Raw genomic sequence first — 14,636 nt, 5'->3', positions numbered from 1 at the left:
CAAAACTAACACGATCATGGCCGGCGGCGCTCAGGGCGCCAGCATCAGCACCTTGAACTGGCTGGGCACCACGCGCATCCCGACGGCGTTGGTCGAGTTCTGCAGGCTGACGCTGGTCAGCCGGGTGGCCGGCGTGCCTTTAAGCAATACGGTAAAGGCGCCGGTGAGGTGGCGCGACGGCCCCATCACCGTGCCCGACGCCACGCCGGTGGCGACGCCCGCGTTATCGCCGTTGGTCAGCGGCGTCACCGTCGCCATATTGTGCGCCGGCATGCCCATAAACAGGATGTTCAGCGCATTGGGGATTGCCGTCGGCCCCATAGCGATATCCGGGTAGGGGATCGGCGTGGGCGTCGGGGTCGGCGTCAGACAGACGTCGGGAAACGCCAGATCGACGCCCATCAGTTGGCAGTTGGCAAACATCGCGGCCTCCTCAGCCCATATGAATCTGTTCTGAATCGATTTTGGTGATCGCCTTGGAGGTAATCACCGTGTTGTGCGCATGCAGACGCGCGTAATCATCGGCGCGAATATCTAGCTGCCCGGCGCGCACCTGCTCGGTATTACGGGTCTGGCGGAACAGGTTCTGGCTGACCTGCGTCACCGTCTGCCATACCGATTCGGCGCGCTTGCCCACCGTACGGGTCAGGCTGACCCAGGCGGACAGCTTGTCGCCGCTGTAATTCATTTCGCTGATATGGCAATCGCCCTGCCCGGCGCTGACGCGCAGGGCCTCGCTGCTGAGGCTGAGTTCACCGCTGCTGCGGATATGCAGGTCGCCCGGCACGCTCAGCTCCGCCGCCGCCGGGTTGGCGCGCTCCAGCACCGCCAGCAGCCACACCTGGTTGTCCACCCCGGCAATCAGCACCCGGTCGCCCGCCTGCGGAGCGATCACGCAGCTGGCGGCGCGCTGACAGTGCCAGCCGCGCCCTTCGCTCTCCACGCTCAGGCTGCCGTCGGCAAAGCAGTGGGTGACGGTGCCCGCGCTCTGCAGCGGCGGCGCCGCGCTGTGCGCCAATTGATGGTTGATATTGCTCATCTGCTCACTCCTTAACGGCGGCGGTAGGCTGAATGCCCCGGCGATCGGCTCGTTCACCAGACGACAACGCGCAGCAAGAGGGTCAATCAGGGATGCCGTTCACTAACGGCAAGTGCGCGAATGCTCACTTTATCCACAAGCCTCCGCCGACAACAACTGCCAATGTCACAGCATCGTTACCTTATTGTTATCACATTGCTTATAAAACAATGTGACAGAAGCCGATCGCCGGACAAAAATTCAGCATATTCTTAGAGAGAAAGCGCACATAACGATGAGAAAAGGCAAAACGCCCAGCCTGCGTAAGCAGACTGAGCGCGGATAAGGCGGGGAAATGCGGAGATCAGGCGTCGAACAGCCCGCTGTCGCGCAGCAGGTGCTGATTGCCTTTACGGCGGGTAAAGCCGCTGCGGTCGAAGAACTCCAGCACCTGAATCGCCAGCTTGCGCCCGACGCCCAGCCGATCGCGAAAATCGGCGGCGCTGGCGCCGCCCTGGCTGGCGTGCAGCTCGCGGATCAGCGCGGCGAACTGCGCCATCCGCTGGCTGAGGTAGTAGCGGTCGACCACCACCGCGGTCACATGGCCCAGCTGCGCCGCCTTGCGCAGCGTGGCGCGCACCTCGGCCTCATCGGCCGCCAGCTCCGTCGCCAGGTCGCGCACCCACCACGGCGCATCGCCGAACAGCGGCGCCATGCGCTGCCACAGCGCCAGTTCCTGCTCGCCAAAGGCCAGACCGTGCTCCGGCAGATGCAGCCAGCCGCGGCTGTTGTGCAGCGCGCCGGCCGCCTGCAGCCGTTCGATCAGTAAAAACGCCAGTGCCTCGTCCAGCGCCGGCAGCGCCATGCGCCGCAGACGCGCGCGCCCGAGGCCCAGCTGATCGCCATGCTGCTGATGATACTCCGCCAGCACCTGCAGCAGGCGTTGCTCCGCCTGACGGGCGTTGTCCAGCGACAGCGCCCTGCCGCCGGCCGTCAGCACCTGATGCTCATCCAGCAGCTGCGTCAGCCGCTCGTCGCTCAGCTGGCGCCCCCAGCCGAAGGCCGCCACGTCCAGCGGACCCTGCTGCAGCTGCAGCACCAGCCGCTGCGCGTCATCCTGCGCCTGCGCCGTCTGCGCCAGCCAGTGCAGATACGCCGGCTGACGTTTACCGCGCTTCGGCGCCGTCAGCGCCAGTACGCGGGCGGCGCCCAGCGTTTCGCGCGCCGCGATATCGCGCAGCACCAGCCGATCGTCTTCCGCCAGCCACAGCGGACGATCGAGGATCAGCTCCGCCAGTGAGTCCTGCAGAAGCGACACCCGGCCGGTGATATGGCTGGCCGCGTGGTGAATATGCAGCGGCTGCCAGTGCTTCAGCCGCTGATCCTGCTCCAGCGTCACCAGTACACGCTCCGCCCGCAGCGCCGGCCGCTGCGCCAGCAGCCAGTCGCCGCGCGTCACGTCGCTTTTACTGACGTCGCCGCTGATGTTCAGCGCGATGCGCTGCCCGGCCTGCGCCTGCTGCGCCGGCTGGTTCTGCGCATGCAGCCCGCGCACCCGCACCGGCACCTCCTGGCCGCTCAGCCACAGGGTGTCGCCCACCGCGACGCGGCCACCGAGCGCGGTGCCGGTCACCACCAGCCCGCTGCCCTTCACGCTGAACGCGCGGTCAACCGCCAGGCGGAAACGACGCGTCAGCGCATGTTGCGCCGGCGTCAGCGCCAGCAAATGGGCGCGCAGCGCCGCAATCCCCAGATCCTGCGCCGCGGCGGTAACAAACAGCGGCGCATCAGGCCAGCCCTGCTGCGCCAGCTCGGCCTGCACCTGCGCGGTGACTTCCGCCAGCCGCTCGGCATCGACGCGGTCGGCTTTGGTCAGCGCCACCGTCAGCGCCGGGCGGCCACTCAGGCGCAGAATCGCCAGATGTTCACGGGTTTGCGGCATCACGCCGTCATCGCAGGCCACCACCAGCAGCGCATGGTCGATGCCGCCGATGCCCGCCAGCATATTGGCGAGGAATTTTTCGTGCCCCGGCACGTCAATAAAGCCCAGCACCCGCCCGTCCGGCTGCGGCCAGTAGGCGTAGCCGAGATCGATGGTCATGCCGCGGCGTTTTTCTTCCGGCAGGCGATCGGCGTTGATCCCGCTGATCGCCTGCAGCAGCGTGGTTTTGCCATGGTCGACATGGCCGGCGGTGGCGATAATCATGCTTGCAGCGCCTCCGTCAGCGCCGCTTCCTGCGTCAGGCAGCGCAGGTCGAGCCACAGTTTGCCGTCGTTGATGCGGCCGATCACCGGCTGCGGCAGCGCGCGCCACGCCTGCGCCAGACGCTCCAGAGTCGCGCCGCGGCCGTCTTGCGGCGTGAAGGTCAGCGCATAGCTCGGCAGACGATCCACCGGCAGCGAACCGCTGCCGATCTGCGACCAGCAGGGTTCGGCCTGCAGCGTAAAGCGGCCGGCATAGTGCGGCGACAGCTGCGCCAGCAGACGCTCGGCGGCGGCCTGCATCTCCTGCTGCGGCCGGGTCAGCATGCGCAGCGTCGGTAGCTGCTGCGCCAACAGCTCCGGCTGCTGATACAGGCGCAGCGTGGCTTCCAGCGCCGCCAGCGTCATTTTGCCGACGCGCAGCGCACGCTTCAGCGGATGCTGCTGCAGCTGCGCGATCAGCGCTTTCTTGCCGACGATAATCCCGGCCTGCGGCCCGCCCAGCAGTTTATCGCCGGAGAAGGTCACCAGATCGACGCCGTCGGCCAGCAGCCGCTGCGGCATCGGTTCCGCCGGCAGGCCGTACTGCGTCATATCAATCAGCGAACCGCTGCCCAGATCGGTAGCGGTCACCAGGCCGTGCTGCCGCCCCAGCTGCGCCAGTTGCGCTTCATCAACCGCGGCGGTAAAGCCCTGCACGCAGTAGTTGCTGGTGTGCACCTTCATCAGCAGCCCGGTCTGTTCGGTGATCGCCTGCTGGTAGTCTTTCAGATGCGTGCGGTTGGTGGTGCCCACTTCCACCAGCTGGCAGCCCGCCTGGCGCATTACGTCGGGGATGCGGAACGCTCCGCCGATCTCCACCAGCTCGCCGCGCGACACCACCACCTGCTTGCCCGGCGCCACCGCCGCCAGCATCAGCAGCACCGCCGCGGCGTTGTTGTTGACGATGCAGGCGTCTTCCGCGCCGGTCAGCTGACACAGCAGATCGGCCACCGCGCGATCGCGATGGCCGCGGCCGGCACCGTCCAGATCGTACTCCAGCGTCACCGCCGCGCCCATCACCCGGCCGATGGCCTCGATCGCCGGCTGCGCCAGCTGGGCGCGCCCCAGGTTAGTGTGCAGCACGGTGCCGCTGAGGTTGAATACCGTCTTCAGCCGCGGCTGCTGCTGTTGCGCCAGCCGCGCCTGCAGCGCCTGCGGCCAGTCGTCGCACCACGCCGGCAACCGTCCCTGCCGTTTAATCGCGTCGCGGGCCTGCGCCTGCATCTGCCGCAGCAGCTCGCCAATCAGCGTCTGGCCGTGGCTGGCCAACAAAGGTGCTATCGCCGGGTCGCGCAGCAGGCGGTCAATCGCCGGCAGCCGGCTGTAAAGAGATTGGGCTTCAGTGCTCATGGTTGCTCGGTGTCAGGTGTGTTCAGGGTTGTCTTCAGCAATAACGGGGCGCGTCCGGCGCGCCCGTCGGTCGATCAGGGAGGCGAGGTGCGGGCAAAGCTTTCGCGGGCGAACAGACGTTCGGCCAGCTTGACCAGCGCCGGGCGTCCGACGCACCAGTTGGGCAGGATACGGCGGAAGTTGAGATAACCCAGCGCGCAGCCGGCGGCGATATCCGCCAGCGTCAGCTGCTCGCCGTTCAGCAGCGCTTTTTCCTGCGCCAGCGCTTCCAGCGCATCCAGTCCCTGTTGCAGCTTGTCGCGCTGCCGCAGCATCCAGGCTTCATCCTGTTTGCCCGCGGCGCGCAGGCTCTCGCGATACAGCAGCGACGCCGCCTCGGTCACGCCGTCCGCCAGCGCTTCGCCGCGCCGCACCCGCAGCGCCAGCGCGCGGTCGTCCGGCACAAAGCGCGGCCCGGCGGGCAGCAGCTCCAGATAGTCGGCGATCACCCGCGAGTCATAGAACGCCTCGCCGTGCTCATCGAGCAGCACCGGCACCTTGGCCAGCGGGTTGTGCTCGCCCACCCGCGTCTGCGCCTCGTAGGGCGGATCGTTGACGAACTCAAACGCCAGCCCCTTTTCCAGCAGCAGCACGGAAATCTTGCGGACAAAAGGGCTGGTATAACTGCCGATCAGTTTCATCTTCCCTCCCGTGGGCGGCGGGCAGACAGCGCCGGTTACTTCACCGCCAGCGTATCAACAATGCGTTGCACCAGCGCCTGGTGCACCGCCGGCTCTTTCGCCGGCGACAGCATCTGCAGCGTAATCACGCGTTTATTGAACACCGTCAGGACAATGGTGGAAACCACTTTTTGCCCGTTAACGCTCTGTTCGGTATCCAGCCGGCGGAACTTTTGCTTACCGACGGTAAAGTTCTCTTCCTTGGTCTTCTCAATCTGCTTATAGCGGCCGGACAGCTCGGTCATCATGCTCTGCATTAGCTCATTGAGCATTTTGTCGCTGTCGTTCAGCTTCATCCCCGTCGGCGGAATCACCTCGGAGGAGACGGCGCTCTGGCGCGACTTGCCATTCAGGAAACGCTGGATGGTCGACGTATGGTCGTTAATGATGCCGCTGTTTTCCGTTTGATCGCTAAAACCGGACGGCAGCTCAAAGGTCAGTTTCCCCTGCTGCAGCGAGACGCTCAGCCCCGGCAGCGGTGCAGGCTTCGGCTTTGGCGCCGGCTGGGTCGCCGTCGGTTTCGGCGCGGGCTTCGGCACCGTCGGCTGTTTGGTATCCGAATCATCACAGGCGCTCAGGCCGGCAATCAGGGCCGCCGCGGCGGCAAACTTCACGATCTTTTTGAACATCATCCCTTTCCTTTCGCTTTACGCGCTATGGCGTAAACGTAGCAAGACGCCAAGGCGAATGCCAGATAAGACACGGGAAATAACCGAGATGCCAGCAAAATCATGCGTCTGCCGCCGGCTCCCGCTTTACTCGCCCGGAAACAGGAACGGGTTGATGCTGCTGCGGGCAAAGCCCTCGTCTTCCATTTTGGCATCGAGGATCAGGCTCGCCAGATCGTCGGCCACCGCTTCCACCTGCGGATCCTTCTCCTGATAGAGAATTTTCATATAGGTGCCGCAGTCGCCGCAGCTTTCCGCCTTCACCGCCGCCTGCTCGCTGTCCAGCGACCAGTAGTTCAGATCGCGCGTCTGCTCGCAGTTGCTGCACTTCACCCGCACCACGTGCCACTCGCTCTCGCACAGGTTGCAGTGCAGGTAGCGCAGGCCGTTGACGGTGCCGATATGCACCATGCTGGAGACCGGAATGCTGCCGCACACCGGGCAGAACTGGCGGTGTTCGCCGTATTCGGCGCGCGCCTTGCCGGGGATCTGGCTGGCCATCTGCGCCCAGTACAGCGACAGCGCCGCCCAGATAAAGGGCGCGTTCTCACTGCCCACCTGCGCGAATTCGCGGTTGAGCAAGGCGGTCGCCATCTGCTCCAGCTCCTGCTCGGCGGCCTTTTCCAGGTTATCCAGCACCGCCAGCACGTGCTGCGGCGCCTGCGGGCGCAGCTCAGCGATCAGCGCCGTCAGCAGCGTGCGCCAGTGCGCGCTGCGCGGATAGACGCTGAGATCGAGCGGCGGTTTGCCGCGTTCGGCGCCCTGACGCAGCGCGTCGGACAGGTCCAGCTGCAGCGGGTGGTCATGCAGCGCATGCTGCTGCGCCTCGGCGATGGCGGCGGCGAAGTGGAGGTAATCCCCCAGCGGGTGATCGGCCGCCAGCTGACGCAGGCGTTCAGCGCGGCGGGTGTACAGGCTTTTCAGATTCGCGAAAAGTAACGGCGGAATTGCTTCCGCCGTGTGTGGCTTTTCACGCTGTGCCCCTAACTGCTCTTTAGGAACAATGCGGATACTCATCAGGGTTTATTTTCCTGTCGTTTTTCGCGGACCTCACGGTACCAGCGCGGGTGGTGTTTCTTGGCCCAGGCGGCCGGCACCCAGCCTTCGACCATCGCGGTGATGGTGCCTTTCACCCACAGAGCGGCGTAGACGTGCACCATAATCACGATAATCAGCCCCACCGCCGCCAGCGAATGCACCAGCAGCGCGATGCGGATCAGCGGGATGGAGAAGGCCGGCGCAAAGTAAGGACGCCAGATAACGATGCCGCTGGCCAGCAGCAGCAGCAGGCTGATAATCGCCGCCCAGAAGACGCACTTCTGGCCGAAATTATAGCGCCCGGTGTCGCCGACTTCCTCGTTCATCGCAATCTTGTGGATGTTCTTGGCCCAGAGGATATCTTCACGGTTGATCAGATTATGCTTCCAGTAACGCAGGAACATCAGCATAAACGCGGCAAACATGATCACCCCGGCGAAGGGGTGCAGAATGCGCGCCAGCTGCGGCGTGCCGAAGATATTCATCAGCCAGTTAAAGGACGGGAAAAAGAACCCGAGCCCGCTGATGGCCGCCAGAATAAAGCAGAACGCCACGATCCAGTGGTTAATCCGCTCCGGCGCGCTGTAGCGCTGAATTGGCTTTTCCTTCCTCATTTGCGCGTCTCCTCATCGTGCAGCTCGTCGTTCTCGTCCTCTTCGACGCGGTTCGGGCCGACGCCGACATAGTGGAAGATACTCGCTGCGAAGGTGGCGGCAAAGCCGATGGCCGCCAGCGGTTTCCACACGCCTTTCCAGAACGTCACCGCCGGACTGATCGACGGGTTGTCCGGCAGGCCGTGATACAGCTGCGGCTTGTCGGCGTGGTGCAGCACGTACATCACGTGCGTGCCGCCGACGCCGGCCGGATCGTACAGCCCGGCGTTCTGGTAGCCGCGCGTCTGCAGTTCGCCCACCCGCTCGGCGGCGACGTTTTTCATCGCCTCTTTAGTGCCGAAGTGGATGGCGCCGGTCGGGCAGGTTTTCACGCAGGCCGGCTCCTGGCCGACATCAACGCGGTCGACGCACAGGGTGCATTTGTACACCCGGTTGTCGTCCTTGTTCATGCGCGGCACGTCGAACGGGCAGCCGGCGATGCAGTAGCCGCAGCCGATGCAGTGCTCCGACTGGAAGTCGACGATGCCGTTGGCGTACTGGATGATCGCCCCTTCCGACGGGCAGGCCTTCAGGCAGCCCGGGTCGGCGCAGTGCATGCAGCCGTCCTTGCGGATCAGCCACTCCAGTTTGCCGCTGTCGTCCATCTCCACTTCGGAGAAACGCATCACCGTCCAGGACTTGGCGGTCAGATCGGCGGGGTTGTCGTACACCCCGACGTTGTGGCCGACCTCATCGCGGATGTCGTTCCACTCGGAACAGGCCACCTGACAAGCTTTGCAGCCGATACAGGTGGTGACGTCAATCAGCTTCGCCACTTCCGCTTTGTCGTCGCGGGCGCGCGGCGCCGGCGTCAGGCCGTTGGTGGCGGATTTACGAATGATGTCTTGAGATTGCATTGCCATAACTCGTCTCCGTTACACCTTTTCCACGTTGACCAGGAACGCCTTGAACTCCGGCGTCTGCGTATTGGCGTCGCCGACAAACGGCGTCAGGGTATTGGCCAGGAAGCCTTTTTTCGCCACCCCGGTGTAGCCCCAGTGGATCGGGATGCCGATGGTATCGACCTCCTGACCGTTCACCTGCAACGTGCGGATACGCTTGGTCACCACCGCCTTGGCCTTGATATAGCCGCGGTTGGAGCTGACTTTGACCGTATCGCCCTGTTTGATGCCTTTCTTCTGCGCCAGTTTTTCGCCGATCTCCACAAACTGCTCCGGCTGCGCAATGGCGTTGAGCCGCGCGTGCTTGGTCCAATAGTGGAAGTGCTCGGTCAGACGGTAGGTGGTGCCGACGTACGGGAACTTGTCGGATTTGCCCATCGTCGCCAGATCGTCTTTAAACACGCGCGCCGCCGGGTTGGACACCACCTTCGGATGCAGCGGGTTGGTGCCGAGCGGCGTTTCAAACGGCTCGTAGTGTTCCGGGAATGGCCCTTCCGCCATTTTATCGATGGCGAACAGACGTCCCATGCCTTCCGGCTGCATGATAAACGGCCCGACGTCGCTGTCCGGCGCGGCGGTGCTGTAGTCCGGCACATCCATCCCGGTCCACTTGGCGCCGTCCCACTCCAGCATCTGACGCTTCGGATCCCACGGCTTGCCGGACGGATCGGCCGAGGCGCGGTTATACAGAATGCGGCGGTTAAGCGGCCACGCCCAGGCCCAGTCCAGCGTATTGCCGAGGCCGGACGGGTCGGCGTTGTCGCGGCGCGCCATCTGGTTGCCTTCCGGCGTCCAGCTGCCGGCGAAGATCCAACAGCCGCTGGCGGTGGTGCCGTCGTCGCGCAGATGGGCGAAGGTGCTCAGCTGCTGGCCTTTTTTCACCAGAACCTTGCCGTCGGCGTCGAGAATATCCGCCAGCGCCTTGCCGTTGCTCTCCTGCGCCACCTCTTCCGGCGACGGATTTTCCGGCGTCAGGTAGTCCCAGGTCATGTTCAGCACCGGCTCCGGCGTCGCGCCGCCGTCGCGCGCGTACATCTCGCGCAGCCGGCTGAAGATGCCCGACAGAATTTCACCGTCGTTCATCGCTTCGCCCGGGCCGTCGGCGCCCTTCCAGTGCCACTGCAGCCAGCGCGCGGAGTTGACTATCGAGCCGTTCTCCTCGGCAAAGCAGGTGGACGGCAGGCGGAAGACCTCGGTCTGAATCTGCGACGGATCCACGTCGTTAAACTCGCCGTGGTTCTGCCAGAAGTTGGCGGTTTCGGTATTCAGCGGGTCGATGGTCACCAGGAACTTCAGCTTGGACAGCGAGGCAACGACCTTGTTTTTGTTCGGGAACGACGCCACCGGGTTAAAGCCCTGGCAGAAGTAGCCGTTGACCTTGCCCTGCGCCATCATTTCGAAGTACTGCAGGACGTCGTAGCCTTTGTCCCACTTCGGCAGCCAGTCAAAGCCCCAGTCGTTCTCTTTCTGCGCCTTGTCGCCGTAGAAGCTCTTCATCAGGCTGACGAAGAATTTCGGGTAGTTGCTCCAGTAGTTGACCTGCCCCGGCAGCAGCGCCTTCGGCGTGTTGGCGTTCAGGTAGCCGTTCAGATCGGTCTGCTGTTCGGACGGCAGGGTCAGGTAGCCCGGCAGGCTCTGCGACAGCAGGCCCAGGTCGGTCAGCCCCTGAATGTTGGAGTGGCCGCGCAGCGCGTTGACGCCGCCGCCCGCCATGCCCATATTGCCCAGCAGCAGCTGGATCATCGCCATGGTGCGGATGTTCTGCGCACCGACCGAGTGCTGCGTCCAGCCCAGCGCATACAGGAACGATGCGGTGCGGTCGTGGGCGCTGGTTTCGGCGATGTATTCGCACACCTGCAGGAAGTCGGCCTTCGGCGTGCCGCAGATATTCTCCACCACGTCCGGCGTATAGCGGCTGACGTGCTCTTTCAGCATGTTCCACACGCAGCGCGGATCCTGCAGCGTGACGTCGCGCTTGGCGTAGCCGTTTTCGTCCAGCTGGTAGTTCCAGGTGGTTTTATCGTACTTGTGGTTGTCGGCGTCGTAACCGCTGAACAGGCCGTCTTCAAAGGCAAAATCTTCCCGCACCAGCAGGCTGGCGTTGGTGTAGGCCTCGACGTACTCGCGGTTAATTTTGTTATTGGTGATCAGGTACAGCAGTACGCCCGACAGGAAAGCAATGTCGGTGCCGGAACGGATTGGCGTATAGAAATCCGCCACCGATGCCGTACGGGTAAAGCGCGGATCGATCACAATCAGCTTGGCTTTATTGTGAATTTTGGCTTCCATCGCCCAGCGGAACCCCACCGGATGCGCTTCTGCCGCATTGCCGCCCATCACGACGATCAAATTCGCGTTCTTAATATCCACCCAGTGGTTGGTCATCGCACCGCGACCAAATGTTGGAGCAAGACTTGCTACCGTTGGTCCGTGTCAGACGCGCGCCTGGTTGTCTACGGCCAGCATGCCGAGAGCGCGGGTGAATTTTTGCGTTAAATAGCCGGTTTCGTTACTGGCGCCTGACGCGCACAGCATGCCGGTGGACAGCCAGCGGTTAACGGTGGCGCCCTGTTCGTTGGTGGCGACGAAGTTGGCGTCGCGGTCCTCTTTCATCAGCTTGGCGATGCGGGTAAAGGCGTCGTCCCAGCTGAGGCGCTGCCATTTATCAGAGCCTGGCGCGCGGTATTCAGGGTACTGCAGACGGCCTTCGCTGTGGATGAAATCCACCAGGCCTGCGCCTTTCGGGCAAAGCGCGCCGCGGCTGACCGGATGATCCGGATCCCCTTCGATATGGAAAATGCTTTCTTTTGCGTTCTTGGCGCCGTCGCCAAGGCTGTACATCAACAACCCACAGCCGACGGAACAGTACGTACAGTTATTACGGGTTTCACGGGCGCGCAGCAGTTTGTACTGCCGGGTTTCCGCTAACGCCGCTTCCGGGGTGAACCCCAGCGCGGCCACCGTCGTCCCTGCCATACCGCCAGCGCAGATCTTAAAGAACTGCCTTCTGCTGACCTGCATGGGGGGTCTCCTTCATCGCGTAGTCACATTGTTTCGAGTGCGCCTGCTTCACGCCGGGCGTGGAAGCGCTAATAATGATCGTTGTTATATTAATAACGTTATAACCCCCGTATATTACCATAGCGATACCGGGGTTGTTATAAAGCCGTGCTCTGTCAGTGAACAATATAGACACAATATGACACAAAAGTGAGACATTGATCACACTCATGAGTTGCGCAAAAACCGCACAAAACAAGGGGCATTGATAATCATTTTCAATATCATTTAATTAACTATAATGATCCGACTGCTTACGCGGTGCTTACATTCTTGCGCCGCCCTATCACACTGGAGACGATGATCATGAGTTATTCACTGCCATCACTGCCGTACGCCTATGACGCGCTGGAACCGCACTTTGACAAGCAGACGATGGAGATCCATCACACCAAACACCATCAGACCTACGTCAACAACGCCAACACCGTGCTGGAAGCCTACCCGGAACTGGCGTCGCTGAGCGTTGAAGAGCTGATCAAAGACCTGGATAAAGTTCCGGCCGACAAGCGCACCTTTATGCGCAACAACGCCGGCGGCCACGCCAACCACAGCTTCTTCTGGAAAAACCTGAAAACCGGCACCACCCTGTCCGGCGATCTGAAAGCCGCTATCGAGCGCGACTTCGGCAGCGTGGAGAAATTCCAGGAAGAGTTCGAGAAAGCCGCCGCTACCCGCTTCGGTTCCGGCTGGGCATGGCTGGTGCTGAAAGATGACGGCAAGCTGGCCGTGGTCTCCACCGCCAACCAGGACAGCCCGCTGATGGGCGAAGCCGTTGCCGGCGCCTCCGGGTTCCCGCTGATCGGCCTGGACGTGTGGGAGCACGCTTACTACCTGAAATATCAGAACAAACGCCCGGACTACATCAAAGCATTCTGGAACGTGGTGAACTGGGACGAAGCCGCAGCGCGTTTCGCCGCCAAGAAGTAATCCTTTCATCTCGTCATCATGCCCGCGTCCCGCGGGCATTTTTTTGCTTAAAAAACCGCTAAAGTTTATCCCTGCCATGCCGATGGTTTTTCCCATGGCATCGCTTAAAAAAGGGACAAAAAATGGCGGTATTGCAAACACTGACGAGCCGGTACGTTCATCTCGGCGTCGGAAAAAAACTCACCCTCGGCTTCTTCCTGATGCTGCTGCTGGCAATCATCATCGCCGCCACCGGCATCCACTACCTCACACAGATCGACTCCCGCGCGGAACGCATCAGCTTCAGCAATCAGTTAAACGATCAGATCAACCGGGCCCGCTACAACCGGCTGATGTATCTGCAGGAATACCAGTCGGAGTTCCTGGATAAAAGTACGGCCAATATCAACCAGGTGGATAAACTGCTCGACCGCGGCAACAGCCTGAACTGGGATCCGCAGAGCCGCAAGGACCTGAAGCGGCTGGATACGCTGATCGATGAATACCGCGAGCAGGAACAGAAATTCGTCGACGCGGTGGCCGCCAAAGATGCGGTGCGCCAGAGCTGGAATATGTCGGAGATCCAGCAGCAGCTGGCGCAGACAGAGCGGCAGCTCGGCAGCGGCGCGCTGCAGTTGCCGTTCCTGCGGCTTAACAACCGTCTGATGCAGGTGCGCTACGGCGCACGCGGCCTGCTGCTGAACCGCAACCGCGCAGCCGAAGCGCCGCTATTGGCAGCCATTGAAGAGGTACGCCGCAACGCACAGGCGCTCAATCAGCAGCTGTCGGACAGCCAAAAGCCGCTGCTGCAGCCACTGCTGGCCGAGCTGGACGATTATCAGAACCGTGTCAAAGCCTTCATGCCCGCTTACGAAGCTGAACGGGCTGCGGGCGCAACGCTGGAGAAAACCACCACCGACATCGGCACGCTGTCCCGCGCCTTTCTGCTGGATGAACTGACGCAGACCAATAACGATATCAACAGCGCGCAGTTCAGCATGGGGCTGACGACGCTGATCGCCATTATCGCCGGGCTGCTGGTGTCATGGCGGATGACGCTGCAAATCACCCGACCGCTGCACAACACGCTGGCCATCGCCCAGCGCATCGCCACCGGCGATCTGCGCCGGGTGGAAGTCCCTGAACGCCGCGACGAACTGGGCAAACTGCTGCAGGCGATGGCGACCATGAACCAGAACCTGCGCGATATGATTGAAAAAATCCAGCAGGGCGTCGGCCAGGTTTATACCGCCGCCGGTGAAATCTCCGCCGGCAATACCGATCTTTCCTCGCGCACCGAGCAACAGGCGGCGGCGGTGGAAGAAACCGCCGCCAGCATGGAGCAGCTGACCGCCACGGTGAAACAGAACGCGGACAACGCCCATCACGCCAACCAGCTGGCGTCGGACGCCTCCGATACCGCTCAGCAGGGCGGCAAGCTGGTGGGCAGCGTGATCGCCACCATGCGCGATATCTCCAGCAGTTCGCAACGTATTGCCGAAATCACCACCCTGATCAACGGCATTGCTTTCCAGACCAATATTCTGGCGCTGAATGCCGCCGTTGAGGCGGCGCGCGCCGGCGAGCAGGGCCGCGGCTTCTCGGTGGTGGCCAGCGAAGTGCGCAGCCTGGCGCAGCGCTGCGCGCAGGCGGCCAAGGAGATCGAAGGGCTGATCGGCGAGTCGGTCAACCGCGTGCAGAACGGCACCCGACTGGTGGAAGAGACCGGCAGCACTATGGAGCAGATCGTACAGGCCGTCAGCCACGTGCGCGATATCATGGCGGAGATCGCCTCCGCCTCCGACGAGCAGACGCGCGGCATCGACCAGATCGGCCACGCGATCGCCGAAATGGATCAGACCACGCAGCAAAACGCCGCCCTGGTGGAACAGTCCGCCGCCGCCGCCGATTCGCTGGAAGAGCAGGCGGAAATCCTGCAGCAAAGCGTGGCGGTGTTCCAGCTGGCGGACGCGTCGTCTCCCGGCGTTACGGCGACCGACGCGCCAACGCCGCGCCCGGCCAAGCCGGCGGCCCCCGTCCAGAACGAGCAGGATAACTGGACCACCTTCTGACCG

General features: G+C 62.9%; 12 protein-coding genes. 2 read left to right on the top strand and 10 right to left on the bottom strand.

Annotation, left to right across the window (positions count from 1 at the left end; translation table 11 throughout):
- Positions 1 to 30: 30 nt before the first annotated feature.
- From D781_RS00215 to fdnG, 10 genes are all read right to left on the bottom strand, one after another.
- Entirely contained in the window at positions 31 to 423 is a 393-nt protein-coding gene (locus D781_RS00215) for a DUF4150 domain-containing protein (protein ID WP_015344043.1), read from the bottom strand.
- Between the two features lie 10 nt (positions 424 to 433).
- Positions 434 to 1,039 (bottom strand): DUF3540 domain-containing protein, encoded by a 606-nt coding sequence (locus tag D781_RS00210; protein WP_015344042.1) that lies wholly within the window; start codon positions 1,037 to 1,039, stop codon positions 434 to 436.
- 343 nt (positions 1,040 to 1,382) lie between these two features.
- Positions 1,383 to 3,224, bottom strand: a complete 1,842-nt coding sequence (gene selB, locus D781_RS00205; protein ID WP_015344041.1) for a selenocysteine-specific translation elongation factor — start codon at positions 3,222 to 3,224, stop codon at positions 1,383 to 1,385.
- Complete coding sequence (gene selA, locus D781_RS00200) at positions 3,221 to 4,612, bottom strand: L-seryl-tRNA(Sec) selenium transferase (protein ID WP_015344040.1); 1,392 nt, start codon at positions 4,610 to 4,612, stop codon at positions 3,221 to 3,223. The genes selB and selA overlap by 4 nt, the downstream gene beginning before the upstream one ends.
- A 74-nt stretch (positions 4,613 to 4,686) precedes the next feature.
- A complete protein-coding gene (locus tag D781_RS00195; protein WP_015344039.1) occupies positions 4,687 to 5,292 on the bottom strand; it encodes a glutathione S-transferase in 606 nt (201 codons plus the stop codon).
- A gap of 35 nt (positions 5,293 to 5,327) precedes the next feature.
- Positions 5,328 to 5,960, bottom strand: a complete 633-nt coding sequence (locus D781_RS00190; RefSeq protein ID WP_041411944.1) for a DcrB-related protein — start codon at positions 5,958 to 5,960, stop codon at positions 5,328 to 5,330.
- A gap of 126 nt (positions 5,961 to 6,086) precedes the next feature.
- On the bottom strand, positions 6,087 to 7,016 hold the full coding sequence (fdhE, locus tag D781_RS00185; RefSeq protein WP_015344037.1) for a formate dehydrogenase accessory protein FdhE: 930 nt from the start codon (positions 7,014 to 7,016) through the stop codon (positions 6,087 to 6,089).
- Positions 7,016 to 7,651, bottom strand: coding sequence for a formate dehydrogenase cytochrome b556 subunit (gene fdoI / locus D781_RS00180; RefSeq protein WP_015344036.1), 636 nt, complete (start codon positions 7,649 to 7,651; stop codon positions 7,016 to 7,018). The genes fdhE and fdoI overlap by 1 nt, the downstream gene beginning before the upstream one ends.
- Positions 7,648 to 8,553 carry a formate dehydrogenase subunit beta gene (fdxH, locus tag D781_RS00175; protein WP_015344035.1) on the bottom strand — a complete coding sequence of 302 codons (906 nt, stop codon included), beginning with the start codon at positions 8,551 to 8,553 and terminating at the stop codon, positions 7,648 to 7,650. Before fdxH ends, fdoI begins: the two co-directional genes overlap by 4 nt.
- A gap of 12 nt (positions 8,554 to 8,565) precedes the next feature.
- Positions 8,566 to 11,613, bottom strand: coding sequence for a formate dehydrogenase-N subunit alpha (gene fdnG, locus D781_RS00170; RefSeq protein WP_148285450.1), 3,048 nt, complete (start codon positions 11,611 to 11,613; stop codon positions 8,566 to 8,568).
- A gap of 345 nt (positions 11,614 to 11,958) precedes the next feature.
- On the opposite strand from fdnG, the gene sodA reads away from it, so the two are divergent.
- Together sodA and D781_RS00155 are read left to right on the top strand one after the other, a co-directional pair.
- Positions 11,959 to 12,582 carry a superoxide dismutase [Mn] gene (gene sodA, locus D781_RS00160; protein ID WP_015344032.1) on the top strand — a complete coding sequence of 208 codons (624 nt, stop codon included), beginning with the start codon at positions 11,959 to 11,961 and terminating at the stop codon, positions 12,580 to 12,582.
- Positions 12,583 to 12,704: 122 nt separating this feature from the next.
- Entirely contained in the window at positions 12,705 to 14,633 is a 1,929-nt protein-coding gene (locus D781_RS00155; RefSeq protein ID WP_015344031.1) for a methyl-accepting chemotaxis protein, read from the top strand.
- Positions 14,634 to 14,636 lie beyond the last annotated feature (3 nt).

This window comes from Serratia sp. FGI94, assembly GCF_000330865.1.
Classification (GTDB): Bacteria; Pseudomonadota; Gammaproteobacteria; order Enterobacterales; family Enterobacteriaceae; genus Serratia_B; species Serratia_B rubidaea.
This window is presented reverse-complemented; position numbering and strand designations above follow the sequence as displayed.

Coding starts and splice junctions, on each gene's coding strand:
- selB (WP_015344041.1), bottom strand. CDS start 3,224: ATGATTATCGCCACCGCCGGCCATGTCGACCATGGCAAAACCACGCTG.
- D781_RS00195 (WP_015344039.1), bottom strand. CDS start 5,292: ATGAAACTGATCGGCAGTTATACCAGCCCTTTTGTCCGCAAGATTTCC.
- D781_RS00155 (WP_015344031.1), top strand. CDS start 12,705: ATGGCGGTATTGCAAACACTGACGAGCCGGTACGTTCATCTCGGCGTC.
- fdhE (WP_015344037.1), bottom strand. CDS start 7,016: ATGAGTATCCGCATTGTTCCTAAAGAGCAGTTAGGGGCACAGCGTGAA.
- fdoI (WP_015344036.1), bottom strand. CDS start 7,651: ATGAGGAAGGAAAAGCCAATTCAGCGCTACAGCGCGCCGGAGCGGATT.
- D781_RS00210 (WP_015344042.1), bottom strand. CDS start 1,039: ATGAGCAATATCAACCATCAATTGGCGCACAGCGCGGCGCCGCCGCTG.
- D781_RS00215 (WP_015344043.1), bottom strand. CDS start 423: ATGTTTGCCAACTGCCAACTGATGGGCGTCGATCTGGCGTTTCCCGAC.
- D781_RS00190 (WP_041411944.1), bottom strand. CDS start 5,960: ATGTTCAAAAAGATCGTGAAGTTTGCCGCCGCGGCGGCCCTGATTGCC.
- fdxH (WP_015344035.1), bottom strand. CDS start 8,553: ATGGCAATGCAATCTCAAGACATCATTCGTAAATCCGCCACCAACGGC.
- selA (WP_015344040.1), bottom strand. CDS start 4,612: ATGAGCACTGAAGCCCAATCTCTTTACAGCCGGCTGCCGGCGATTGAC.
- sodA (WP_015344032.1), top strand. CDS start 11,959: ATGAGTTATTCACTGCCATCACTGCCGTACGCCTATGACGCGCTGGAA.